At 74.3% G+C, this 25334-nt stretch carries 13 protein-coding genes; 12 read left to right on the top strand and 1 reads right to left on the bottom strand.

Annotated elements, in window-relative coordinates:
• The first annotated feature begins 43 nt into the window (after positions 1 to 43).
• The 10 genes from BX266_RS22845 (at position 44) to BX266_RS22800 (ending at position 17929) form a co-directional block, all read left to right on the top strand.
• On the top strand, positions 44 to 1888 hold the full coding sequence (locus BX266_RS22845; protein WP_099902632.1) for an ABC transporter ATP-binding protein: 1845 nt from the start codon (positions 44 to 46) through the stop codon (positions 1886 to 1888).
• Entirely contained in the window at positions 1885 to 3717 is a 1833-nt protein-coding gene (locus BX266_RS22840; protein ID WP_099902630.1) for an ABC transporter ATP-binding protein, read from the top strand. The genes BX266_RS22845 and BX266_RS22840 overlap by 4 nt, the downstream gene beginning before the upstream one ends.
• Positions 3718 to 3853: 136 nt before the next feature.
• On the top strand, positions 3854 to 5335 hold the full coding sequence (locus tag BX266_RS22835; RefSeq protein ID WP_099902628.1) for an amino acid permease: 1482 nt from the start codon (positions 3854 to 3856) through the stop codon (positions 5333 to 5335).
• Between the two features lie 151 nt (positions 5336 to 5486).
• The gene (locus BX266_RS22830; RefSeq protein WP_099902626.1) at positions 5487 to 6296 is read left to right on the top strand and encodes an urea amidolyase associated protein UAAP1; all 810 of its coding nucleotides are present in this window, start codon (positions 5487 to 5489) and stop codon (positions 6294 to 6296) included.
• The gene (locus tag BX266_RS22825; protein ID WP_099902624.1) at positions 6293 to 6910 is read left to right on the top strand and encodes an urea amidolyase associated protein UAAP2; all 618 of its coding nucleotides are present in this window, start codon (positions 6293 to 6295) and stop codon (positions 6908 to 6910) included. The genes BX266_RS22830 and BX266_RS22825 overlap by 4 nt, the downstream gene beginning before the upstream one ends.
• Positions 6907 to 10470, top strand: coding sequence for an urea carboxylase (gene uca / locus BX266_RS22820; RefSeq protein ID WP_099902622.1), 3564 nt, complete (start codon positions 6907 to 6909; stop codon positions 10468 to 10470). The genes BX266_RS22825 and uca overlap by 4 nt, the downstream gene beginning before the upstream one ends.
• Positions 10467 to 12113 carry an allophanate hydrolase gene (locus tag BX266_RS22815; RefSeq protein ID WP_099902621.1) on the top strand — a complete coding sequence of 549 codons (1647 nt, stop codon included), beginning with the start codon at positions 10467 to 10469 and terminating at the stop codon, positions 12111 to 12113. Before uca ends, BX266_RS22815 begins: the two co-directional genes overlap by 4 nt.
• 162 nt (positions 12114 to 12275) lie before the next feature.
• A complete protein-coding gene (locus tag BX266_RS22810; protein ID WP_099902619.1) occupies positions 12276 to 14228 on the top strand; it encodes a discoidin domain-containing protein in 1953 nt (650 codons plus the stop codon).
• A 154-nt stretch (positions 14229 to 14382) separates the two neighbouring features.
• Entirely contained in the window at positions 14383 to 16113 is a 1731-nt protein-coding gene (locus tag BX266_RS22805; protein ID WP_099902617.1) for an ABC transporter ATP-binding protein, read from the top strand.
• Between the two features lie 73 nt (positions 16114 to 16186).
• Positions 16187 to 17929 carry an ABC transporter ATP-binding protein gene (locus BX266_RS22800; RefSeq protein WP_099902615.1) on the top strand — a complete coding sequence of 581 codons (1743 nt, stop codon included), beginning with the start codon at positions 16187 to 16189 and terminating at the stop codon, positions 17927 to 17929.
• Positions 17930 to 18016: 87 nt separating this feature from the next.
• On the opposite strand, the gene glgP is transcribed toward BX266_RS22800, so the two are convergent.
• Positions 18017 to 20698, bottom strand: a complete 2682-nt coding sequence (gene glgP / locus BX266_RS22795; RefSeq protein WP_099902613.1) for an alpha-glucan family phosphorylase — start codon at positions 20696 to 20698, stop codon at positions 18017 to 18019.
• 958 nt (positions 20699 to 21656) lie between these two features.
• Here glgP and BX266_RS22790 point away from each other — a divergent pair.
• Together BX266_RS22790 and treS are read left to right on the top strand one after the other, a co-directional pair.
• Positions 21657 to 23612: an alpha-1,4-glucan--maltose-1-phosphate maltosyltransferase gene (locus BX266_RS22790; RefSeq protein ID WP_099908189.1), complete on the top strand. Its 1956-nt coding sequence runs from the start codon at positions 21657 to 21659 to the stop codon at positions 23610 to 23612.
• The gene (gene treS / locus BX266_RS22785; protein WP_099902611.1) at positions 23609 to 25324 is read left to right on the top strand and encodes a maltose alpha-D-glucosyltransferase; all 1716 of its coding nucleotides are present in this window, start codon (positions 23609 to 23611) and stop codon (positions 25322 to 25324) included. Before BX266_RS22790 ends, treS begins: the two co-directional genes overlap by 4 nt.
• The last annotated feature ends 10 nt before the right edge of the window (positions 25325 to 25334 follow it).

The following is a 25334-nucleotide window of genomic DNA, read 5'->3' as shown; positions in this document are numbered from 1 at the left end:
AACCGGATGAGAAATGTCACTGCCACCGCCTACCCTCTCGGCGATGGCCGAGAACCAGAACCCCGCTCCGCCCACCCCCGCGGATACGAACAACCCGTCAACCGACGAGTCCCCCGGTTCACCCGTGCCGGTACCCCGGTCCGCGGTGCGCTCACTGCTGCGCCTGTGGCCGTACGCCCGCGAGGCCCGCTGGCGGATCTTCGGGTCGATGGCCGCCGCCGGGCTCGCCTCGCTCAGCGTGCTGGCCGTCCCGATCGTGCTGCGCCGGATCGTCGACGGACCGGTCGCCCACCGGGACCTGGCCGGCCTGTGGCCGCTGGCCGGCGCCCTGCTGCTGCTCGGCGTCGCCGAGGCCTGCCTGTTCGGCGTCCGCCGGGTGATCGTGGCCCGCCCGCTCGCCAAGGTGGAGACCAGACTCCGCGGAGACCTGTTCGCCAAGCTCCAGCGGCTGCCGATCTCCTTCCACGACCGGTGGCCCTCCGGCCAGTTGCTCTCCCGGGCCACCTCGGACCTGTTCGTGCTGCGGCTGTTCCTGGCCTTCCCACTGGTCTTCCTGGTCGTCAACTCGACGGTCTTCCTGACCGGCACCGCGCTGATGTTCGTCCTGGACTGGCGGCTCGCCCTGATCACGCTGGTCCCCGCGATCCCGCTGATGGTCTACACCCGCCGCTTCGAGTCCGGGTACTCGGCCGCCTCCCGGCTCGCCCAGGACCAGAACGGCGACCTCGCCACCGTGGTCGAGGAGTCGGTGCTCGGCATCCGGATCCTCAAGGCCTTCGGCCGGCACCGCACCATGGCCGAGGAGTTCCGCCGGCACAGCGCCGAGCTCCGCGACACCGAACTGCGCAAGGCCGGCCTGCTGGCCAACCTGTGGGCGGTCATCGTCGGCCTGCCCGAACTCGCCCTCGGCGCCGCGCTGGCCGCCGGCGCCGTCCTGGTCGCCCACGACCAGCTCTCGGTCGGCACCCTGGTCGCCTTCCTCTCCACCGCGCTCGCGCTGCGCTGGCCGGTCGAGTCGATCGGCTGGCTGCTCGGCTTCGCCGCCGAGGCCGCCAGCGCCGCCAACCGCTACTTCGAGGTGATGGACGAGCCGGAACCCGCCGAGCTCCCCTCCGGTGACGGGCCGTCGGCCGACCGCGGCATCCGGTTCACCGGCGTCCGCTTCCGCTACCCCGACGCCCCCGCCGGCAGCCCCGACCTGCTGGCCGGCGTCGACCTGCACGTCCGCCCCGGCGAAACGCTCGCCCTGGTCGGCGCCACCGGCAGCGGCAAGACCACGCTGACCGCGCTGCTCCCCCGCCTGTACGAGCCCACCGCCGGGTCGATCACGCTGGACGGCGCCGACATCCGCGACCTGCCGCGCGCGGAGCTGCGCCGCCGGGTCGCCGTCGCGTTCGAGGATCCCACCCTGTTCTCCGCCACCGTCCGGGAGAACGTCCTGATGGGCGCCCCCGACGCCGGGCCGGAGCGGATCGCCGCCGCCCTGGCCACCGCGCAGGCCGGCTTCGTCGACAAGCTCCCCGAGGGCCTGGACACCGAGGTCGGCGAGCAGGGCCTCAGCCTCTCCGGCGGCCAGCGCCAGCGCCTCGCGCTGGCCCGCGCCGTGGTCGGCGAGCCCCGCTTCCTGGTCCTCGACGACCCGCTGTCCGCGCTCGACGTGCACACCGAGGCGCTGGTCGAGCGCGCCCTGCGGCAGGTGCTCGCCGACACCACCGCGCTGGTGGTCGCGCACCGCCCGTCCACCGTGCTGCTGGCCGACCGGGTCGCGCTGCTGGAGGACGGCCGGATCACCGCCGTCGGAACCCACCAGGAACTGTTGCACTCCTGTCCCGCCTACCGGGCCCTGATGTCCGGCGAATCCGAGTTGGAAGGGGCGCTGGCCCGATGACCACCGCCGTCGCCGAACCCCCCGTCGACGAGGACGAGCTGCCCCCCGCGCTCTCCGACGACCAGGACATCCCCGTCCCGCCCGGCGCGCCGCGCGCCCTGCTCGGCTCGCTGCTGGCCCCGCACCGGCGGCGGATCGTCGTCGCGGTGCTCGCCGTGCTGCTCCAGCAGGCCGCGCTGCAGGCCGGTCCGCTGCTGGTCGCGTACGCCATCGACCGCGGCATCCCGGCGCTGCGCGGGCACGACTCCGGCCCGCTGGTCGCCGTCACCGCCGCCTACCTGGGCTGCGCGCTGCTCGCCACCCTGCTGCAGCGGGCGTTCATCCGGCTGGCCGCCCGGATCAACCAGGACATCCTGCTGGAGCTGCGCGGCCGGATCTTCCGGCACGCCCAGCGGCTCAGCCTGGACTTCCACGAGCGGTACACCTCCGGCCGGATCATCTCCCGCGCGACCAGCGACGTGGACACCCTGCGCGAGCTGCTCGCCGAGGGCCTGCAGGAACTCCTGATGGTCTGTCTGTCGGTCGGCTACATCACCGTGGTGCTGATCGTGGTCGACTGGCGGCTCGGGCTGGCCGCGCTGGCCTCGTTCCTGCCGATGTACCTGATCGTCCGCTCGTTCCGGCGCCGCTCGCAGCAGGTCTACCGGCGCGGCCGGACGGCCGTCGCGGCCCTGATCGTGCGCTTCACCGAGACCATGAACGGCATCCGCCCGGTCCAGGCGTTCCGGCGCGAGGCCGCCAACGACCGGGCCTTCGGCACCGTCAACCGGCAGTCCGCCACCGCCACCGCGGACGGCCTGCTGGAGATGGCCAGGTACGTCTTCCTGTCCCGGCTGACCGCCAACGTCTGGATCACCGGCGTGGTGCTGCTCGGCGCCTACCTGGTCACCGACGGCAGCCTCGAACTGGGCGTGCTGACCGCCTTCGTGCTCTACCTGCGCCGGCTGTACGACCCGATCGACCAGCTGGCGATGTTCCTCAACAGCTACCAGTCGGCGGCCGCCGCGCTGGAGAAGATGGCCGGCCTGCTCGCCCACGAGCCGTCCGTCCCCGAGCCCACCGAGCCCGCGGTGCTCCCCGCCACCGGCGGCAAGGGCCGCGAGGTCGCCTTCCGCTCCACCCGGTTCGCCTACGCGGGCGGCAAGGAGGTGCTGCCGGAGTTCGACCTGGTGCTGGCCTCGGGGCAGACCACCGCGGTGGTCGGTGCGACGGGCGCGGGCAAGTCGACGCTGGCGAAGCTGCTGGCGCGCTTCTACGACCCCAGCTCGGGAGCGGTCACGCTCGACGGCGTCGACCTGCGCGAGCTCTCCACCCCGGACCTGCGGGCGAACGTCGTGATGGTCACCCAGGAGTCCTTCCTGTTCTCCGGGACGGTCGCCGAGAACATCGCGGTCGGCAAGCCCGACGCCACCCGGGCCGAGGTGGAGGCCGCCGCCCGCGCGATCGGTGCGCACGGGTTCATCGCCGCCCTGCCCGACGGCTACGACACCGACGTCCGCAAGCGCGGCGGCCGGATCTCCGCCGGACAGCGCCAACTGGTGGCGTTCGCGCGGGCGTTGCTCGCCGACCCGGCCGTGCTGATCCTCGACGAGGCCACCTCCTCGCTGGACGTCCCGGGCGAGCAGGCCGTCCAGCACGCCATGCGGACGGTGCTGGCCGGGCGCACCGCGGTGATCATCGCCCACCGGCTGTCCACCGTGGAGATCGCCGACCGGGTGCTGGTGATGGACCAGGGCCGGATCGTCGAGGACGACACCCCGGCCGCGCTGATCGCCGGCCGGGGCCGCTTCGCCACCCTGCACCGGACGTGGAAGGACAGCCTGGTCTGACGGTCGCTCGGGGGTCGCTGCCCGCCGGTGAGGACACGGCAACCGCTCGGCAACCGGCGGGCAACACCCGGGAATCCGCGCCGCCCTAATTTCTGTCACTCGACAGAAACTGCGCGCGGAAAGCCGGTGCCCCCCCATGACCACCAGCACGCCACCCGCACCACCGATCGCCGCCACCTCGGCCCCCTATCCCCAGCAACTCCACCGCACCATCGGCCGGTTCGGCTCCTTCGCGGCCGGCTTCTCCTTCATCTCGGTGCTCACCACGGTCTTCCAGCTGTTCGCGTTCGGCTACGGCGCGGCCGGCCCGGCCTTCGTCTGGACCTGGCCGGCCGTGCTAGCCGGCCAGCTGCTGGTCGCCGCCTGCTTCGCCGAACTCGCCGCCCGCCACCCGTACTCCGGTGCGATCTACCAGTGGGCGACCCGCCTGGCGAACCCGCTGTACGGCTGGTTCACGGGCTGGCTGATGATCCTGGGCCAGGTGGTCGTGGTCGCCGCCGCGGCGCTCGCCCTCCAGGTGGTGCTGCCCGCGCTCTGGTCCGGCTTCCAACTGCTCGGCGGCGACCCGTCGCCGACCACCGCGAGCGGCGCGGCCAACGCGGTGCTGCTGGGCGCCGCGCTGATCGCCCTCACCACCCTGGTGAACGCCGTCGACAACCGGGTGCTGACCATGGTCAACGGCATCGGGGTGACCGCGGAGATCGCCGGCATCGCGCTGATCGTTCTCGCCCTGTTCACCCACACCGAGCAGCCCGCCCGCGCCGTCCTGCACACCGCGCCGGTCGGCGGCGGCCTCCCGGCGCTGCTGGTCGGCGCGTTCACCGCCGCCTACGTGATGATCGGCTTCGACAGCGCGGGCGAACTCTCCGAGGAGACCCGCGCCCCGCGCCGCACCGCGCCCCGCACCATCCTCACCGCCCTGGCCGCCGCCGGCCTGAGCGGCGGCCTGCTGCTGCTCGGCGGCGTCCTGGCCGCACCCAGCCTGTCCGACGGCCGGCTCGCCGCCGAGGGCCTGCCCTACGTCCTGACCAGCAGCCTGGGCCCGGGCCTGGGCCGGGTGCTGCTCGCGGACGTCGCGGTCGCGGTGTGCGTCGGCACCCTGGCGATGCAGACGGCCGGCACCCGGATGGTCTTCTCGATGGCCCGCGACGGCGTCCTCCCCTTCGCGCGCCGCCTCGCCCACGTCTCCCCCGCCAGCGGCATGCCCCGCTGGGCGGCGCTCGCCGTCGGCACGCCCGCCGTCGCCTTCCTCCTCCTCAACCTGGCCGCCCCCGCCGCGTTCCTCGCCCTCTCCTCCACCTGCGTCGCGCTGGTCTACGCCGCCTACGCCCTGGTCGTCGGCGCCCTCCTGCTCCGCCGCCTGCGCGGCCTCCCGCTCGCCCCCGACGCCCCCGCCGTCGACGAGACCGGCCGCCCGCTCTTCTCCCTCGGCCGCTGGGGCCTCCCCGTCAACGCCCTCGCACTGCTCTACGGCCTCGCCATGACCGTCAACCTCGCCTGGCCCCGCGCCTCGGTGTACGACCCGGAAGGCGGCCACTGGTACCTCCGCTGGTTCGCCGTCCTCGTCCTGACCGCCGCCCTCGCCCTCGGCGCCGCCTACCGCCTCCGCCGCCGCTGACCCCGCCGATCCGCCGCCACGGCCGCCCGCCCTCCCGGTGGGCGGCCTCGGCGCGTCCCCGACCCCCTGCCGGTGCGGCGTGAGGGGTCGGTAACTCCCTTGTCACGTCCGGGCAATGACGGCGACTCCGGCCCTCCCTAATTTCTGTCGCATGACAGAAATCCCACACGCCGGGCCCGGCACCGCCACCACCGCGGCTGCCCTGGCCCATGCCCGGGCCCAGGCGGGCGCGGTCGTCGAGTGCATGCCGCAGCTGCCCCCGCCGCCGGGCGTGCTGTGGTCCGAGACCGTTGCGGGCGGCGGGTACACCCACCTGGCGCTGCCGGCCGGGGCGCACGTCACGCTCACCGACCGGGACGGCGACGCGTGCGCCCAGGTGGTGCTGTTCGTGACCGGGCGGCCCTGGGAACGGTTGAACCCGGCCGACACCGTCAAGGTCCAGTGGAACGCGTACCTGCGCGAGGGCAGTCAGCTGCTCTCCGACCAGGGCCGGGTGCTCGCCACCGTGGTGACGGACACCTCGGGTCGGCACGACGCCCTCGCCGGCGCCTCGACCGCGGCGCGCAACGCGGCCCGCTACGGCGACGGTTCGGCGCACGGCCCGTCCCCGGCCGGGCGGGAGCTGCTCGTCCTGGCGGCCGCCAAGCACGGTCTGACGCCCCGTGACCTGCCCGCCCCGGTCTCCTTCTTCCGCGGCGTCCGGGTCGACGCGGACGGCGCGCTGCACGCCACCGGCGCGGCCGGACCGGGCGCCCGGGTGGTGCTGCGGCTGGAGCAGCACACCACCCTGCTGCTGGCCAACACCGCGCACCCACTGGACCCGCGACCGGGCTGGCACTGCACCCCGCTGCAGGTCACCGCCGTGCCCGGCGGGGTGACCGGCCCGGGCGACCCGCACTGGGACGCCACCCCGGAACGCCTCCGCGCCCACCTCAACACCGCTGCCCTGGGGGCCAGATGACCACCGTCGTGCTCGACGCCACCGTGCCCGCCCGAGCCGCCTGGTCGGCGGTGGTCCGCCGCGGACAGCTGCTCACCGTCACCGACCTGCACGGCAACCAGGCCGTCGACTGCCTGCTGTACGACGCGCACGACACCGCGGTGCGCTACAGCGCCGCGGACACCCTGCAGGCGGCCGGCTCGGTGTTCCTGGGCGAGGGCAGCGTGCTGATGTCGACCGAGCACACGCCGCTGATGACCGTGGTGGCGGACGACTGCGGCCGGCACGACACCATCGCTGGCGCCTGCTCGAAGGAGTCCAACTCGCTGCGCTACGGCCACCACACCTGGTCGCAGCACGCCTGCGTGGAGAACTTCCTGGCCGAGGGCGCCCGGCACGGGCTGGGCAAGCGCGACCTGGTGTCCAACATCAACTGGTACATGAACGTGCCGGTGGAGGCGGACGGCACGCTCGGCATCGTGGACGGCATCTCCGCGCCGGGCCTGCGGGTGGTGCTGCGGGCCGAGACGGACGTGCTGGTCCTGGTCTCCAACTGCCCGCAGGTGAACAACCCGTGCAACGGCTTCGACCCGACGCCGGTCCGGATGACGATCACCGAGGGCGGCCCGCGATGAGCTTCGACACGCTGCTGGTCGCCAACCGGGGCGAGATCGCCGCCCGGATCGTCCGCACCGCCCGCCGGATCGGCCTGACCACCGTCGCGGTGTTCTCCGACCCGGACCGCTCGGCCCCGCACGTCCGGCTGGCCGACCACGCGGTGCGGCTCGGCCCGGCCGCCGCGAAGGACAGCTACCTGCGAGCGGACCTGGTGCTGCGGGCGGCGCTGGAGACCGGCGCCGGGGCCGTGCACCCCGGCTACGGGTTCCTGTCCGAGGACGCCGCGTTCGCCCGCCGGGTCGAGGCCGCGGGGCTGGCGTTCGTCGGCCCGACGCCCGCCCAGCTGGAGGTGTTCGGCGCCAAGCACACCGCGCGGGCGGCGGCCGAGGCGGCGGGCGTTCCGCTGCTGCCCGGCACCGGCCTGCTGCCGGACCTGCCGACCGCGCTGGCCGCGGCCGAGGCGGTCGGCTACCCGGTGATGCTGAAGGCCACCGGCGGGGGCGGCGGCATCGGCATGCGGGCCTGCCGGGACGCCGCGCAGCTCGCCGAGGCCTGGGAGGGCGTGCAGCGGGTGGCCGCGGCGAGCTTCGCCACCGCCGGGGTGTTCCTGGAGCGGCTGGTGGAGCACGCCCGGCACGTCGAGGTGCAGGTGTTCGGCGACGGCGCGGGCCGGGTGGTCACCCTCGGGGACCGGGACTGCTCGCTGCAGCGCCGCAACCAGAAGGTGCTGGAGGAGGCCCCGGCGCCCGGCCTGCCCGACCACGTCCGACGTCGACTCGCCGACTCCGCCCGCGACCTGTGCGCCTCGGTGGACTACCGCTCGGCGGGCACCGTGGAGTACGTCTACGACGCGGCCCGGCAGCAGGCGTACTTCCTGGAGGTCAACACCCGCCTGCAGGTGGAGCATCCGGTCACCGAGGCGGTGTTCGGGGTCGACCTGGTGGAGTGGATGCTGCGGCTGGCCCGCGGCGAGCGCGAGGTGGTCCGCGAGCCCGGCCCGCCACGCGGGCACGCGGTGGAGGCGCGGGTGTACGCGGAGGACCCGAGCCGCGACCACCGGCCGAGCGCGGGCCTGCTGACCGAGGTGGTCTTCCCCGCGGACGTCCGGGTGGACACCTGGGTGGAGACCGGCACCGAGGTGACCACCGCGTACGACCCGATGCTGGCCAAGGTGATCGTGCACTGCGACGACCGCGCCGACGCGCTCGCCCGGCTCGGCGACGCCCTGGCCGGCACCCGGATCCACGGCATCGAGACCAACCTCGGCCTGCTCCGGGCGATCCCGGCGGTGCCGGAGGTGGCCGGCGCGGCGCACCACACCGGCACCCTGGCGCGGGTCGCCGATCCCACGCCGCGGATCGAGGTGGTCCGGGCCGGCACCCAGACCACCGTGCAGGACTGGCCGGGCCGCACCGGCTACTGGCACGTGGGCGTGCCGCCGTGCGGGCCGATGGACGACCTGTCGTTCCGGCTCGGCAACCGGGCGCTCGGCAACCCCGAGGGCGCGCCGGGCCTGGAGTGCACGCTGCTCGGGCCGGCGCTGCGCTTCACCGCGCCGACCTGGGTGTGCGTCACCGGCGCGCCGACGGCCGTGACGGTGGACGGCCGGCCGGCGCCGCAGTGGGAGCCGGTACTGGTCCCGGCGGGCGGGCTGCTGGACGTCCCGGCCCCGCCCGGCCCCGGGCTGCGCTGCTACCTGCTGGTGGCGGGCGGCTTCGACGTCCCGGACTTCCTGGGCAGTGCGGCGACCTTCACCCTGGGCGGGTTCGGCGGCCACGGCGGCCGGGCGCTGCGCACCGGCGACGTGCTGCACGGCGGCGCCGCGGCGCTCGGCCCGGGTGCGGGGCCGGTCGAGTGCCGCCCGGAGTTCACCTCCGCCTGGGAGCTCCCGGCGGTCGAAGGCCCGCACGCCGCGCCGGAGTTCTTCACCGAGCAGGACATCGCCGAGTTCTACGCCGCCGACTGGTCGGTGCACTTCAACAGCGCCCGCACCGGCGTCCGGCTGGTCGGCCCGAAGCCGTCCTGGGCGCGCCGGGACGGCGGCGAGGCGGGCCTGCACCCGTCCAACATCCACGACACCCCGTACGCGGTCGGCGCGGTCGACTACACCGGCGACATGCCGGTGCTGCTCGGACCTGACGGACCGTCGCTCGGCGGCTTCGTCTGCCCGGCCACCGTGGTCTCCGGCCAGCGCTGGAAGCTCGGGCAGCTCCGGCCGGGCGACACCGTCCGCTTCCTGCCGGTGACCGCCGCGGACGCCGCCGACCTGCGCCGCTCCCCCGCCGCCGCGCCGCGGGCCGGCCGCCCGGCGATCGTGGACGGCGGGGTGCTGCACCGCACCCCGGCGGCCGAGGACCGCCCGGCCGTCACCTACCGGCGCAGCGGCGACGACAACCTGCTGGTGGAGTACGGCCCGATGCAGCTGGACCTGGCGCTGCGGATGCGGGTGCACGCGCTGGCGGAGCGGATCGCCGAGCGGCGCCCCGCGGGCGTGGTGGACCTGACGCCGGGCATCCGCTCGCTCCAGGTGCACGTCGATCCCGATGTCCTGCCGGTGGCGGAACTGCTGTCGCTGGTACGGGAGATCGAGCGGGAGCTGCCGTCCGCGGACCGCCTGGTGGTGCCCAGCCGCACCGTGCACCTGCCGCTGTCCTGGGACGACCCGGCGACCCGGGAGGCGATCGAGCGGTACGTCGCGGGCGTGCGCGACGACGCACCGTGGTGCCCGTGGAACATCGAGTTCATCCGGCGGATCAACGGCCTGGCCTCGGTGGATGAGGTGTACCGGACGGTCTTCGACGCCGAGTACCTGGTGCTGGGCCTGGGGGACGTGTACCTGGGCGCGCCGGTGGCCACCCCGCTGGATCCGCGGCACCGGCTGGTCACCACCAAGTACAACCCGGCGCGGACCTGGACGGCGGAGAACTCGGTCGGCATCGGCGGCGCCTACCTGTGCGTGTACGGGATGGAGGGCCCGGGCGGCTACCAGTTCGTCGGCCGGACGGTGCAGATGTGGTCGGGCTGGCAGCAGCGCGGCCCGTTCACGCCGGGCGCGCCGTGGCTGCTGCGGTTCTTCGACCGGATCCGCTGGTACCCGGTGTCGGCGGAGGAGCTGCTGGAGCTGCGCGCCGACATGGCCGCCGGCCGGTTCGAACTCCGGATCGAGGAGGGCGAGTTCGCGCTCGCCGAGCACCTGCGGTTCCTGGCGGACCACGCCGGGCCGATCGCGGACTTCCGGGCGGTGCAGGCAGCGGCGTTCGACGCCGAGCGGCAGGCCTGGGAGGAGTCCGGCGAGTTCGACCGGGCGGAGCGGGCGGCCGGCAGCGCGCCCGTCGCGCCCCGCACCGTCACCCCGCCCCCGGGTGGCAGCGTGGTGGAGGCGGAGTTCACCGCCTGCGTCTGGAAGGTGGACGTGGCACCGGGCGAGCGGGTGCGCAAGGGGCAGCAGTTGATGGCGTTGGAGGCGATGAAGATGGAGTCGGCGGTGACCGCGGACCGGGACGGCGTGGTCGCGGAGCTGCTGGTCGGCTCGGGCGACCAGGTGGAGGCGGGCAGCCCGCTGGTGGTGCTGGCATGACCGCCCTCGAACGGGTCCGCCGGGCATACGCGCGGATCGCCGCGGTCGACCGGCCGGAGGTGTGGATCGACCTGCGCCCGCAGCCGGCTGCGGAGGCCGAGGCCGCCGCCGTCGACGCCCGGGTGGCGGCCGGCGAGCGGCTGCCGCTGGCGGGCACGGTGTGCGCGGTGAAGGGCAACATCGACGTCGCCGGGCTGCCCACCACGGCCGGCTGCCCGGCGTACGCGTACCGGCCCGAGCGGGACGCCCCGGTGGTGGCCCGGCTGCGCGCGGCGGGCGCGGTGGTGCTCGGCACCACCAACCTGGATCAGTTCGCCACCGGCCTGGTGGGGACCCGCAGCCCGTACGGCGCGGTGCGCGGAGCGGTCGACCCGGGCCGGATCTCGGGCGGGTCCAGTTCGGGTTCGGCGGTGGCGGTGGCGCTGGACCTGGTGGACCTGGCACTGGGCACCGACACGGCGGGCTCGGGCCGGGTGCCGGCCGCGCTGAACGGCGTGGTGGGGCTGAAGCCGACCCCGGGCCTGGTGCCCACCACGGGCGTGGTCCCGGCCTGCGCGAGCCTGGACTGCGTCTCGGTGTTCGCCCGCACGGTCGAGCAGGCGGAGGCGGCGCTGCGGCTGATCGCCGACCCGGGGGCGCCGCCGCCCGCCCGCCGGCCGGGCCCGTGGCGGCTCGCCGTCCCGGCCGTCGACCGGCTGGGCGGGCTGGCGAACGGCTGGGCAGAGGCGTTCACCGCGGCCGCCGACCGTTTCACGGCGGCCGGCGCGGAGCTGCGCGAGCTCGACCTGACGCCGTTCGACACCGCGGCGGCGATGCTCTACGAGGGCGCTTTCGTGGCCGAACGGTACGCCGCCGTGGGCGAGTTCGTGGCGGCGGCGGCCGAGCGCGGCGACCTTGGCCTGGATCCGGTGGTGGCGGGGATCGTCCGCGCCGCCGGGGACGTCCCGGCCCACCGGCTGTACGCCGACCTGGCCGAGCTGGACCGCCTGCGCGCCCTGGCGCTGGCCGAACTCGGCGACGCGGACGCCCTGTTGCTGCCCACCACCACCTGGCACCCGACCTTCGCCGAGGTGGCCGCGGACCCGGTCGGCAGCAACGCCCGGCTCGGCCGGTTCACCAATTCGGCCAATCTGCTGGGCCTCTGCGCGCTCGCCGTGCCCGCGGGCAGCGTGGCCGGGCTGCCGTTCGGCGTGATGCTGGTCGGCCCGGCCCGCACCGAGGAGCGGCTCGGCGCGCTCGCCCGGCTGCTCACCGCCCCGCCGGTGCGCCTGGCGGTGTTCGGCGCCCACCTCACCGGCCAGCCGCTGAACGGTCAACTCACCGCCCTCGGCGGCCGGTTCGTGAGCGAGGTGCGCACCGCGCCGGGCTACCGGCTGTATGCGCTGGACACCGTCCCGCCCAAACCCGGGCTGGTCCGGGTCGAGGGGGACGGCGCGGCCGTGGCGGGCGAGCTGTGGGAGCTGCCGGCCGCCGGTCTGGGCGGGCTGCTCGCCGGGCTGCCGCACCCGATGGCGCTCGGCCCGGTCGACCTGGCCGACGGCTCCCGCGCGCCCGGGTTCCTCTGCGAGCCCGCGGCGCTGACCGGCGCGGCGGACATCACCGCGGCCGGCAGCTGGCTCGCCCACCTGGACCGATGCCCCTGAAGACCCGCCAAGCGCCGCCTAGGTCAAGCTCTTTCCCAAGCACGTCCATTTTTTGCAATCCACGTCCAACATATTGCTGCCTCATGTCACCGTGGTTACGATCCCGGGTCGTCGGGTCGAGGACCTGACAAGGCGTCGGTCGACTTGGGCGGAGGCAACGGCATGGTTGTGACACGACGGGTGTTCCTGCAGGCGGCCGCGGCGGCGGGAGTGGCCGGGGCGGTGGGGCTGGTCGAGGCCCCAGCCGCCGCGGCGGCGAGCGCGCCGGGCGACGTGGTGGGCAAGGTGACGGTCGGCTACCAGGGCTGGTTCGCCTGCGCCGGCGACGGTGCGCCGATCAACGGCTGGTGGCACTGGGCCCGCAACTGGGGCCAGCCGCCGTCCGGTTCGAACAGCGCGATCGTGGCCTGGCCGGACGTCCGCGACTACCCGAAGACCTACGGCACCGCGTTCGCCGCCCTGGGCAACGGGCAGCCGGCGGCGCTGTTCTCCTCCTACGACCAGTCCACGGTGGACGTGCACTTCCGCTGGATGAAGCAGTACGGCATCGACGCGGCCGCCCTGCAGCGCTTCAATCCGACCGGCGGCGAGGGCCCGACCCGGGACGCGATGGCGGGCCGGGTGCGCAGCGCCGCCGAGTCGCAGGGCGTGAAGTTCTACGTCATGTACGACGTCTCCGACTGGACGACGATGCAGACGGACATCAAGTCCGACTGGACGAACAAGATGCGCGCCCACACCGCCTCGGCCGCGTACGCCCGGCAGAACGGCAGGCCGGTGGTGTGCATCTGGGGCTTCGGCTTCAACGACAACCAGCGCCCGTTCACCCCGGCGCAGTGCCTGGACGTGGTCAACTGGTTCAAGGCGCAGGGGTGTTACGTGATCGGCGGGGTGCCGACCTGGTGGCGCACCGGCGACCGGGACTCCCGGCCGGGCTTCTCCGAGGTCTACCACGCCTTCGACATGCTCTCGCCGTGGCTGGTCGGCCGGATCGGCAACGCCGGCGACGCCGACAACTTCTACAACGTCGCCACCGTGCCGGACCTCGCGGAGTGCAACGCGCACGGCATCGACTACCAGCCGTGCGTGCTGCCCGGCGGGGTCGGCGACCGGCAGCGGGCGCACGGCGACTTCATGTGGCGGCAGTTCTACAACATGGCGCGGGCCGGCGTCGTCTCCGCGTACATCTCGATGTTCGACGAGTACAACGAGGGCAACCAGATCGCCAAGACCGCCGAGTCGCAGGCCTGGGTGCCGGCCGGTTCCGGGTTCCTGGCGCTGGACGAGGACGGCACCGCCTGCTCCTCGGACTACTACCTGCGGCTGACCGGCGACGGCGGCCGGATGCTCAAGGGCCAGCTGGCCCTCACCGCCGCCCGCCCGACCCAGCCGTACCCGGGCCAGGGCGGCGACAGCACCCCGCCGAGCGCCCCGGGCAACCTGCAGGTGACCGGCCGGAGCGACACCTCCGTCTCGCTGGCCTGGACGGCATCGGCGGACAACGTGGGCGTCACCGGCTACCGGATCCGCACCGGCGGGGCGGTCACCGCCACCACCGCCGGCACCTCCTTCACCGTCACCGGCCTGGCCCCGGCGACCGCCTACACCTTCGACGTGCAGGCGCTGGACCAGGCGGGCAACGTCTCGCCCGCCTCCAACCAGGTCTCGGCGACCACCACCGGCGGCGTCCCGACCGGCAACCTGGCGCTGCACCGGCCGACCTCGGAGAGCGGCCACACCCAGGTGTACGGCTCGGGCAACGCCGTGGACGGCGACCCGAACAGCTACTGGGAGAGCGTCAACAACGCGTTCCCGCAGTGGCTGCAGACCGACCTCGGCGCCGCCCTGCCGGTCCGCCGGATCGTGCTGTCGGTGCCGCCGCCCTCCGCCTGGGGCACCCGGGTGCAGACCGTCGAGGTGCAGGGCAGCACCGACGGCTCGACCTTCTCCCGCCTGCTGGCCCCCGCCGCCTGCACCTTCGACCCGGCGACCGGCAACACCGCGACCCTCACCCTCCCCGCCGCGGTCAGCATCCGCCAGTTGCGCCTGGTGTTCACCGCCAACACCGGCTGGCCGGCCGGCCAGGTCGCCGAACTCCAGGTCTACTCGGCGTAGTTCGCGGCGCCGCGGCCGGTCCCCCGCCCGGCGGCCCGGCCGCGGCCCGCGTTCGCCCCGGAACCCGTTCGGCGCGGCCCGACGCCCCGTCGGGCCCCGGCCGGCGGGTCTTAACCTGTCGACCCGGTCCGGCCGGGGCCGTTAGCCTCGCTCCGTGGACGACCCGACTGCCGCTGACCCCGGCGCCCCCGATACCCGCAGCCCGGTCCGCTTCCTGTGGTGGCTGGTGGTCAGCCAGCGGCGGCGCTCGCTGGCCGGCACCTGGTACGGCACCGTCTGGATGCTCGGGTTGACGGTGCCGCCCTACCTGCTGGCCCGCGCCGTCGACGACGGGCTGCGGACCGGCCGCACCGGCGTGGTGCTCGGCTGGTCCGCCGCCCTGCTGGCGGTGGGCGCGGCCAGCCTGGTGCTGGCCTGGTGGCGGCACCGCACCATGACGCTGGTCCGCAACGACGCCACCTTCCGCACCATCGCCGTGGTGCTCCGGCACGGGGTCCGGCTCGGCGCGGCACTGCCCCGCCAGGTCTCCGCGGGCGAGGTGGTCACCATCGGGATCTCCGACGTGGTGCGGATCGCGCTGGCCCTGACCTTCATCGGGCCCGGCGTCGGCGCCCTGGTCTGCTACCTGACGGTCGCCGCGATCCTGCTCACGCTCTCCCCGCTGCTCGCCCTGGTGGTGCTTCTCGGCCTGCCCGCGCTGGCCCTGGTGCTGCGGCCGCTGCTGGCCCGCCAGCAGCGCACCGAGACCCGCTTCCGCGAGCAGCAGGCCCGGCTGACCGCCCGTTTCGAGGACCTGGCCGGCGGTCTGCGGGTGCTCAACGGCCTCGGCGGCAAGGAGGAGTTCGCGGCCCGCTACCGGGCCGACTCGCAGCGGCTGCGCGCCGAGGGCTACCGGGTGGGCGCCGCCACCAGCTGGATCCAGGCGCTCGGGACGGGGCTGCCGCTGCTGCTGCTCGCCGCCGTCACCTGGCTCGGCGCCCGGCTGGCCGTCGAGGGAGACCTGACGCCCGGCCAGCTGACCGCGGTGTTCGCGTACGCCGCGGTGCTGGTCGCCCCCGTGTACTTCCTGATCGAGAACGGGCAGGACATCGGCCGCGCCCTGGTGTGCGCCCGCCGGGTCACCGACTTCCTCAACCTGCCGCCCGAACCCGACCCGGGAACCGGCCGGGCCCCCGACACGGAAGCCGAGTTGACCGACCACGAGTCCGGCGTCCGGGTCGCCCCGGGCGAGCTGACGGTGCTCGCCGCCGCCCGCCCGGCCGACACCGCCGCCGTCGCCGAACGCCTCGCCCGGCTCGCCGCCACCGCCGCCACGGCCACCCCCGACTGGGGCGGCGCCCCGCTCGCCGACCTGCCGCTCGCCGCCGTCCGGGCCCGGATCACCCTCGCCGAGAACGAGGCCACGCTGTTCGCGGGCACCCTCCGGGAGACCGTCCGCGGCCGCACCGAGGCCCCCGACGACACCCTGCTCGCCGCCCTGGAGGCCGCCGCCGCGCTCGACGTGCTGCACGCCCTGCCCGGCCGGCTGGACGCCCCGATCGCCGCCGAGGGCCGCAACCTGTCCGGCGGTCAGCGCCAACGCCTGCGCCTGGCGCGCGCGTTGACCACCGACCCGGAGGTGCTGCTGGCGGTCGAACCGACCTCCGCGGTGGACGCCCACACCGAGGCCGCGATGGCCGACGGGCTGCGCACCACCCGGGCGGGCCGCACCACGCTGCTGACCAGCACCTCGCCGACCCTGCTCGACCGGGCCGACACCGTGCACTACCTGGTCGACGGCAAGGTGGCCGCCAGCGGCACCCACCGCGAACTCCTGCGCACCCAGCCCGGCTACCGCACCCTGGTCTTCCGCGGCCCCGGAACCCCGACCGAGGAGGCCTCGTGAGCGGGCAGAGCGAGCGGGCAGTCACGAGGCGCGCGCGGGCGAACGCCCCCGCCGGGCGAAGCGGGGCGGGCGCATGAGCACCCTGCCGATCGCCACCGCGCGCCAGGTCCGGCGCGCCGCCACCGCCCTGGTCCGCGCCGACGGCCGCGCCTTCGCCGCCGTCCTCGCCCTGAACGCCGCCGCCGCCCTGCTCGGCCTGGCCGGCCCCTGGCTGCTCGGCCGGATCATCGACCGGGTCGGCGACGGCGCCACCACCGCCGACATCGACCGGCTCGGCCTGCTGCTGCTCGGCTGCGCCCTCGCCCAGCTGCTGACCAACCGTCAAGCACGCTACCTGGCGCACACGTTCGGTGAACGGGCGGCCGCCCGGGTGCGCGAGCAGCTACTCGACCGGGTGCTCGCGCTGCCCGCCTCGACCGCCGAACGGGCCGGCACCGGCGACCTCACCGCGCGCGGCACCGCCGACGCCACCGCCGTCGGCGAGACCCTCCGCGACGCCGGGCCGGAGCTGTTCATCGCGTGTGCCCAGGCCCTGTTCATCATCGGCGCGATCCTCACCGTCAGCCCGCTGCTGGGCAGTTGCGCGCTGCTCGGGGTCGCCGGCATCTGCCTCGGCGCCCGCTGGTACCTGCGCCGCGCCCCCGCCGCCTACCTGGCCGACCGGGCCGCCAACGCCGGACTGGCCGAGACCCTGTCCGCCACCGCGAACGGCGCCCGCACCGTCGACGCCCTCGGCCTGCAGCAGCGCCGGCTGGCCGCCGGCCGGGACGCCGTCGAGGAGGCCAGGGCCGCCCGGCTGGGCACCCTGCGCCTGCGGCTGCGCTTCTTCGCCGTGATCAACGCCTCCTACACCCTCCCGCTGGTCGTGGTGCTCCCGCTCGGCGCGCTGCTGGTCGCCCACCACACCATCAGTCTCGGCGCGGCCGTCTCCGCCGCGCTCTACCTGCGGCGGCTGGAGGAGCCGCTGGACACCGTGGTGGTCCTGCTGGAGGCGGTGCAGAGCAGCACCGCCGCGTACGCCCGCATCGAGGGCCTGGCCACCGCGCCGGTGCCCGCGCAGGCCACCGGCGCCGACCGCGAGCCCGCCGACGACCGGATCCGGGTCACCGGCGTGCGCTACGCCTACCCGGACGGGCCGGACGTGCTGCACGGGCTGGACCTCGACCTGCGGCCCGGCGAACGCCTGGCCGTGGTGGGGCCGTCCGGCTCCGGCAAGACCACCCTGGGCCGGCTGCTGGCCGGCGTCGACCACCCGCGCACCGGCGCCGTGACGGTGGGCGGCGTCCCGCTCGCCGAGCTCTCCCCCGACCGTCTGCGCCGCCAGGTGGTGCTGGTCACCCAGGAGCACCACGTCTTCCTCGGCACGCTCCGCGACAACCTGCGGATCGCCGCCCCGGACGCCGCCGACAAGGAGCTGACCGCCGCCCTCGACTCGGTCGGCTGGCACCACGAACTGCCCGACGGCCTGGACACCGAACTCGGCCCCGCCGCGACCCGTCTGAACGGCGCTCAGGCCCAGCAGCTCGCGCTGGCCCGGGTCATCCTCGCCGACCCGCACACCCTGATCCTGGACGAGGCCACCGCGCTGCTCGACCCGACCGCCGCCCGGCAGACCGAGCGCGCCCTCGCCGCCGCGCTGACCGGCCGCACCGTCATCGCTATCGCGCACCGGCTGCACACCGCCCACGACGCCGACCGGGTCGCGGTCCTCACCCACGGCCGCCTCACCGACCTCGGCCCGCACGAGGACCTGCTCACCGCGGACGGCCCGTACGCCAGGCTGTGGAACTCCTGGCGCACCGACGCGCCGTCCTGACCCGCGGTCCTGACCTGGCCGCCCGACCTGCCGTCCGGACCGCACGCCGGAGGCCCCGGGGTCCTCGCCCCGGGGCCTCCGAACGGTTCAGCGCAGCACGCCCGCGTCCATGCCGCCGATCTCCGCGGGCACCGAGATCAGGCCCAGTTCCGCGATCGAGGCCAGCCGCGGGTGCGCGGGCAGCACCCGGACGGTGTAGCCGAACGGGCCGGTGCGGGCGAGTTCGAGGTGGCCCTCGTAGCGGACCCGCCCCTCCAGGTCCGGTCCGCCCACGGCGGGCTTCAGCGCGAGGGTGGTCGCCTCCGAGATCCGGTCGCTCTCGTCGACCCGGCCGGAGACCACCTGCACCTCGACGTCGTCCGGCTGCAGCCGCCCGAGGGCGACCTGCACCCGGAGCGCGAGCGTGGCGCCGAGTTCCTGCGCCTCGCCGACGCCGTCCGCCTCGACGTGCTCGACCCGGACGGCGGGCCAGGCCTCGCGGACCGACGCCTTCCAGCCGGCCAGTGCCTTGGCCGCGGTGTAGTCGCCCGCCGGGCCGGCCAGGTCGCGCCGGGCCGCGGCGGCCGGCAGGTACAGCCGCTCGACGTACTCGCGGACCATCCGCCCGGCGAGCACCTTCGGGCCCAGCGTCACCAGGGTGTGCCGGACCATCGAGATCCACCGGTGCGGCAGGCCGTCCGCGCCGCGGTCGTAGTAGCGGGCGGCGACCTGGTGCTCGATCAGGTCGTAGAGGGCGGCGGCCTCGATGTCGTCGCGCCGCTCGGCCTCCTTGCTCTCCGGGTCGAGCACGCCCTCCCCGGTGCCGCCGTCGGCGGTGGGGATGGCCCAGCCGTTCTGGCCGTCGTACCACTCGTCCCACCACCCGTCCAGGATGGACAGGTTGAGGCAGCCGTTCAGCGCGGCCTTCATGCCGGACGTGCCGCACGCCTCCAGCGGGCGCAGCGGGTTGTTCAGCCAGACGTCGCAGCCGGGGTACAGCGCCTTGGCCATCGCCATGTCGTAGTCCGGCAGGAACACGATCCGGTGCCGCACCGCGGGGTCGTCGGCGAACGCGACCAACTGCTGGATCAGCCGCTTGCCGCCGTCGTCCGCGGGGTGCGCCTTGCCGGCCACCACGATCTGCACCGGCCGCTCGGGGTGCAGCAGCAGCGAGCGCAGCCGCGCGGGGTCGCGCAGCATCAACGTCAGGCGCTTGTACGAGGGCACCCGCCGGGCGAAGCCGATGGTGAGCACGTCCGGGTCGAGCACCGTGCCGGTCCAGCCGAGTTCGGCCTCGCCCGCGCCGCGCTGCTTCCAGGAGGCGCGCAGCCGGCGCCGGGCCTCCTCGACCAGCTGGGCGCGCAGCGCGCGGCGCAGTTCCCAGACCTCGGAGTTGCCGATCCGCTCCAGGCCGGTCCACTGCGCGGCGGTGCCGACCGCCATCGCCTCCTCGGCGCGCTCCTGCCCGATCTCGGTGGCGCCGAGCCGGACCACCGCGGGGTCGATCCAGGTCGGGGCGTGCACGCCGTTGGTGATCGAGGTGATCGGGACCTCGGGGGCGTCGAAGCCCGGCCACAGGCCGCGGAACATCTCCCGGCTGACGGCGCCGTGCAGGGTGGAGACGCCGTTGGCGCGCTGGGCGAGCCGCAGGCCCATGGCCGCCATGTTGAACAGCTTGGGGTCGCCGCCCGCCCAGCTCTCCGCGCCGAGCGCGAGCGCCTGCTCGACGGGGACGCCGGGCAGCGCCGCGTCGCCGCCGAAGTGCCGGGCCACCAGGTCCCGGTCGAAGCGGTCGATGCCGGCCGGCACGGGCGTGTGGGTGGTGAACACGGTGCCGGCCCGGACGGCCTCCAGCGCGTCGGCGAAGCCCAGGTCCGGGTGGGCTCCGGTAAGTTCGCTGATCCGCTCCAGGCCGAGGAACCCGGCGTGGCCCTCGTTGGTGTGGAAGACCTCGGGCTCGGGGTGGCCGGTGAGGCGGCAGTAGGTGCGGACGGCGCGGACGCCGCCGATGCCCAGCAGTATTTCCTGCAGCAGCCGGTGCTCGCTGCCGCCGCCGTAGAGGCGGTCGGTGACGTCCCGTTCGGCGGGGCTGTTGGCCTCGACGTCGGAGTCGAGCAGCAGCAGCGGGACCCGGCCGACCTGGGCGCGCCAGACCTGGGCGGCCAGGGTGCGGCCGCCGGGCAGCGCGAGGTCGATCCGGCAGGGGGCGCCGTCGGCCTCGCGGAGCAGGGTGACGGCGAGCGCGTCGGGGTCGAGCAGGGGGTAGCGCTCCTGCTGCCAGCCGTCCCGGCTGAGGGACTGCCGGAAGTAGCCGTGCCGGTAGAAGAGTCCGACGCCGATGATCGGGACGCCGAGGTCGGAGGCGGCCTTGAGGTGGTCGCCGGCCAGGATGCCGAGGCCGCCGGAGTACTGCGGCAGGGCGGCCGCGATGCCGTACTCGGGCGAGAAGTAGGCGATGCCGGCCGGCAGCTCGACGTGGTCGGTGCGGTCGGCGGAGGACTGGTACCAGCGCGGGCCGGTCAGGTAGTCGCGCAGTTCGTCGGCCAGGTCGCCGAGCCGGCGCAGGAAGCGCCGGTCGGTGGCGAGCGCGGCGAGCCGGGCCGCGGGCACCTCGCCGAGCAGTCGGACCGGGTCCTCTCCGACGGCGGCCCAGACGTCCGGGTCGACCGAGCGGAACAGCTCTCTCGTCTCGGGGTGCCAGGACCAGCGGAGGTTCAGCGCGAGCTCGTGCAGTGGCTGCAGTTGTTCGGGCAGGACGGTGCGGACGGTGAATCTGCGGATTGCCTTCACGGCTTGCAGCGTAGACCCGGATGTGCGCCTGATGGGGCGTCAACCGGCAGACAGCGCACCCGTTCGGAGCAGTGTTGAGATCGTTTCAGGCGCGTGGTGGCAAATGCCGGCGCACGAGGGGCGCACGCTGGGAAAAGACGCGCCGTCAGGTGTGAACTTCTGGGGACGTAGGTGTTTCGGATGTCTGTTTCGCCGTTGCATACCGGCTGAAACCGCGCGCCTACCCACACGTAGCCCTTGCCCGTGGTGCGAGGATGCAACAAGGTCGTGGGTGCTGCGGTACGCGATCGGGTGGTCGCTCCCTGCTGCCTTCGACCGGTGCATGTCCTGTTTGACGAACCCTCACATTCCTTAGCCCGTTCGGCCGCAGTCGCCGTGTCCCCGCGTGTCCTTGTTACCTGGCCCGTCGTTTTCCGGTGGGTTGGGTCACGCGGGGGCGTGCACCGATGCGACGCGCGCCGGGACACGTGCGTTCGGCTCGGCGCGGCGCCGCGCGGCCGGACGACGGGCGGGGTTGCCGGGTCCGTCGGCACGGGCAGGCTCCGGTCGCGCGTCCTTCCTCACCCAGTAGTCCTCCCGGTACTCCTGCGGCGCCGCTGCCGCGGGAGCTGCCGCCGATCTCGGGCAGGAGCTTGGCATGCACGGCGACACGCGGGACCAGTCCACGGTGCCGACGGACGACGCAGCTGACACACCGTCGGTCGGGGAACCCCCGGTGCCGGCGCCGCGCGTCGGCGCGGCCCGCAGAAAGGCCGCCGAACCGGCCGCGAAGCGCGCCGCGGGCACCCCGCGCAAGGCCGCCGCGAAACGGACCACCACCGTCAGATCGGCTTCGGCCGAAGTGAGTTCGACCCAGGACGGGGCGCCCGCCCCCGCACCCCCCGCGAAGTCCCCCGCGCGGCCGGCCGCCAAGCGCGCCGCCGCCCGCCCCACCCGCAAGACGACAGAGAGCGACACCGTGATCGGCCGCATCCCCGTGCTTGACGTCACCCCCCTCGTCGACGCCGGTCGGCGTCCGGCCAAGGCCGTGGAGGGCGAGCGCTTCCTGGTCTCCGCCACGGTGTTCCGGGAGGGCCACGACGCGGTCGGCGCCAACGTGGTGCTGCGCGACCCGCGCGGCCGCTCCGGCCCGTGGACGCCGATGCGCGAGCTGTCCGAGGGCAGCGACCGCTGGGGCGCGTACGTCACGCCGACCGCGCCCGGCCGGTGGTCGTACCTGGTGGAGGCGTGGGGCGACCCGGTGGCGACCTGGAAGAAGCACGCCGCGGTGAAGCTGCCGGCCGGGATCGACACCGCGCTGGTGCTGGAGGAGGGCGCGCAGCTGCTGGAGCGCGCGGCCGGCGGGGTGCCGAAGAAGGACGGCCGGGCCCAGGTGCTGGCCGCGGTCGACGCGCTGCGCGACTCCGGCCTGCCGCCGCTGAGCCGCTACGCGGCGGCGCTGGACCCGGAGGTGACGGCGCTGCTGGCCCGCTACCCGCTGCGCGAGCTGGTCTCGGCGACCCGCTCGCAGCCGCTGCAGGTGGACCGCAAGCGGGCGCTGTTCGGCTCCTGGTACGAGTTCTTCCCGCGCTCGGAGGGCGCGGTGGTCGACCCGTCGGGCGTCGAGCCCCCGGTGTCGGGCACCTTCCGGACGGCCGCCGAGCGGCTGCCCGCGGTCGCCGCGATGGGCTTCGACGTGGTGTACCTGCCGCCGATCCACCCGATCGGCCGGGCCCACCGCAAGGGCCCCGACAACTCCCTGACGGCGGGTCCGCGGGACGTCGGCTCGCCGTGGGCGATCGGCTCCCCGGAGGGCGGGCACGACGCGGTCCACCCGGACCTGGGCACGATCGAGGACTTCGACCACTTCGTGGCCGAGGCCGGGGCGCTCGGCCTGGAGGTGGCGCTGGACTTCGCGCTGCAGTGCTCGCCGGACCACCCGTGGGTGCAGAAGCACCCGGAGTGGTTCAGCCACCGCGCGGACGGCACCATCGCCTACGCGGAGAACCCGCCGAAGAAGTACCAGGACATCTACCCGGTCAACTTCGACCAGGACTTCGACGGGATCGTCCGCGAGACGGTGCGGATCCTGCGGTTCTGGATGGGCCACGGGGTGCGGATCTTCCGGGTCGACAACCCGCACACCAAGCCGGTCAACTTCTGGGAGAAGGTCCTCGCGGACATCGCCCGCACCGACCCGGACGTGCTGTTCCTGGCGGAGGCGTTCACCCGCCCGGCGATGATGCACACCCTGGGCAAGGTGGGCTTCCACCAGTCCTACACGTACTTCACCTGGCGGGACACCAAGGCCGAGCTGACGGAGTACCTGACCGAGCTGACCGGCGAGGCGTCCGCCTACATGCGGCCGAACTTCTTCGCCAACACCCCGGACATCCTGCCCGAGTACCTGCAGCACGGCGGCCCGGCGGCGTTCGCGGTGCGCGCCGTGCTGGCGGCGACGCTCTCCCCCAGCTACGGGGTGTACGCGGGCTTCGAGCTGTTCGAGAACGAGCCGGCCAAGCCCGGTTCGGAGGAGTACCTGCACTCCGAGAAGTACGAGCTGCGGCCGCGCGACTGGGCCCGCCAGGACACCCTCGCGCCGCTGCTGACCGCCCTGAACCGGCTGCGCCGGCGGCATCCCGCGCTCCAGCAGCTGCGGGACCTGCGCTTCCACCCCGTCGACAACGAGCGGATCCTCGCGTTCTCGAAGACCGCCGTCACCGAGGACGGCCTGGAGGACCACGTGATCTGCGTGGTGAACCTGGATCCGCACCACGTCCAGGAGGCCACGGTGACGCTCGACGCGCCGGGGCCGCTGACGGTGCACGACGAGCTGACCGGCGCCACCTACGCCTGGGGCCGTCACAACTACGTCCGGCTCGATCCCTCTTCCGGGCCGGCCCACCTCCTCACGGTTCGGAGGAACCCGCAGTGACAGTCAACGAGCCCGTCCCCGACACCTTCGCCGACACCCCCGCCCGGGACCGCGACCCCGAGTGGTTCAAACGCGCGGTCTTCTACGAAGTGCTGGTGCGCTCGTTCCAGGACAGCAACGGCGACGGCGTCGGTGACCTCAAGGGGCTCACCTCGCGGCTCGACTACCTCCAGTGGCTGGGTGTGGACTGCCTCTGGCTCCCCCCGTTCATGAACTCCCCGCTGCGGGACGGCGGTTACGACGTCTCGGACTACCAGTCGGTGCTCCCCGAGTTCGGCAACCTGGCCGACTTCGTGGAGTTCGTCGACGCGGCGCACGCCCGCGGCATGCGGGTGATCATCGACTTCGTGGTGAACCACACCAGTGACCAGCACGCGTGGTTCCAGGCCTCCCGGAGCGATCCGGACGGCCCCTACGGCGACTTCTACATGTGGGCCGACGACGACAAGCAGTACCCCGACGCGCGGATCATCTTCGTCGACACCGAGAGCTCCAACTGGACGTACGACCCGGTCCGCAAGCAGTACTACTGGCACCGGTTCTTCAGCCACCAGCCGGACCTCAACTACGACAACCCACGGGTCCAGGAGGAGGTGCTGGCGGCGCTGAAGTTCTGGCTGGACCTCGGCATCGACGGCTTCCGGCTGGACGCGGTGCCGTACCTCTACGCCCGCGAGGGCACCAACTGCGAGAACCTGCCGGAGACCCACGACTTCCTGCGGCGGGTCCGCAAGGAGATCGACGCCAACTACCCGGACACCGTGCTGCTGGCCGAGGCCAACCAGTGGCCGGAGGACGTGGTCGACTACTTCGGTGACTTCGGCTCCGGCGGCGACGAGTGCCACATGGCGTTCCACTTCCCGGTGATGCCCCGGATCTTCATGGCGGTCCGGCGGGAGTCCCGCTACCCGGTCTCGGAGATCCTGGCGAAGACCCCGGAGATCCCCTCCGGCTGCCAGTGGGGCATCTTCCTGCGCAACCACGACGAGCTGACCCTGGAGATGGTCACCGACGAGGAGCGCGACTACATGTACGCGGAGTACGCGAAGGACCCGCGGATGCGGGCCAACGTGGGCATCCGCCGCCGGCTCTCCCCGCTGCTGGAGAACGACCGCAACCAGGTCGAGCTGTTCACCGCGCTGCTGCTCTCGCTGCCCGGGTCCCCGGTGCTGTACTACGGCGACGAGATCGGCATGGGCGACAACATCTGGCTGGGCGACCGGGACGGCGTGCGCACCCCGATGCAGTGGACGCCGGACCGCAACGCGGGTTTCTCGTCCGCCGACCCGGGCAGGCTCAGTCTGCCGCCCATCATGGATCCGGTGTACGGCTTTCAGGTGACCAACGTCGAGGCGCAGCAGAGCAGTTCGAGTTCGCTGCTGCACTGGACGCGTCGCATGATCGAGATCCGAAAGCTCAACCCCGCGTTCGGCCTCGGCAGCTACACCGAGCTGCCCTCCAGCAATCCCGCGGTGCTGGCCTTCGTGCGCGAGTACGAGGGCGACCTGGTCATGTGCGTGAACAACTTCTCGCGGTTCGCGCAGCCGACCGAGCTGGACCTGCGGCAGTACGGGGGGCGTTACCCGGTCGAGCTGATCGGCGGCGTGCGCTTCCCCACCATCGGTGAGTGGCCGTACCTGCTGACGCTGGCGGGCCACGGGTTCTACTGGTTCCAGCTGCGCCAGTCCCAGACCAAGCAGTCCGGCAGGTAGCGGCGGGAGC

Origin of the sequence: Streptomyces sp. TLI_171 (assembly GCF_003610255.1) — a bacterium.
Lineage (GTDB): Bacteria > Actinomycetota > Actinomycetes > Streptomycetales > Streptomycetaceae > Kitasatospora.
This window is presented reverse-complemented; position numbering and strand designations above follow the sequence as displayed.

Coding starts and splice junctions, on each gene's coding strand:
- BX266_RS22815 (WP_099902621.1), top strand. CDS start 10,467: ATGACCGCCCTCGAACGGGTCCGCCGGGCATACGCGCGGATCGCCGCG.
- BX266_RS22825 (WP_099902624.1), top strand. CDS start 6,293: ATGACCACCGTCGTGCTCGACGCCACCGTGCCCGCCCGAGCCGCCTGG.
- BX266_RS22840 (WP_099902630.1), top strand. CDS start 1,885: ATGACCACCGCCGTCGCCGAACCCCCCGTCGACGAGGACGAGCTGCCC.
- BX266_RS22845 (WP_099902632.1), top strand. CDS start 44: ATGGCCGAGAACCAGAACCCCGCTCCGCCCACCCCCGCGGATACGAAC.
- BX266_RS22830 (WP_099902626.1), top strand. CDS start 5,487: ATGACAGAAATCCCACACGCCGGGCCCGGCACCGCCACCACCGCGGCT.
- uca (WP_099902622.1), top strand. CDS start 6,907: ATGAGCTTCGACACGCTGCTGGTCGCCAACCGGGGCGAGATCGCCGCC.
- BX266_RS22800 (WP_099902615.1), top strand. CDS start 16,187: ATGAGCACCCTGCCGATCGCCACCGCGCGCCAGGTCCGGCGCGCCGCC.
- BX266_RS22835 (WP_099902628.1), top strand. CDS start 3,854: ATGACCACCAGCACGCCACCCGCACCACCGATCGCCGCCACCTCGGCC.
- BX266_RS22810 (WP_099902619.1), top strand. CDS start 12,276: ATGGTTGTGACACGACGGGTGTTCCTGCAGGCGGCCGCGGCGGCGGGA.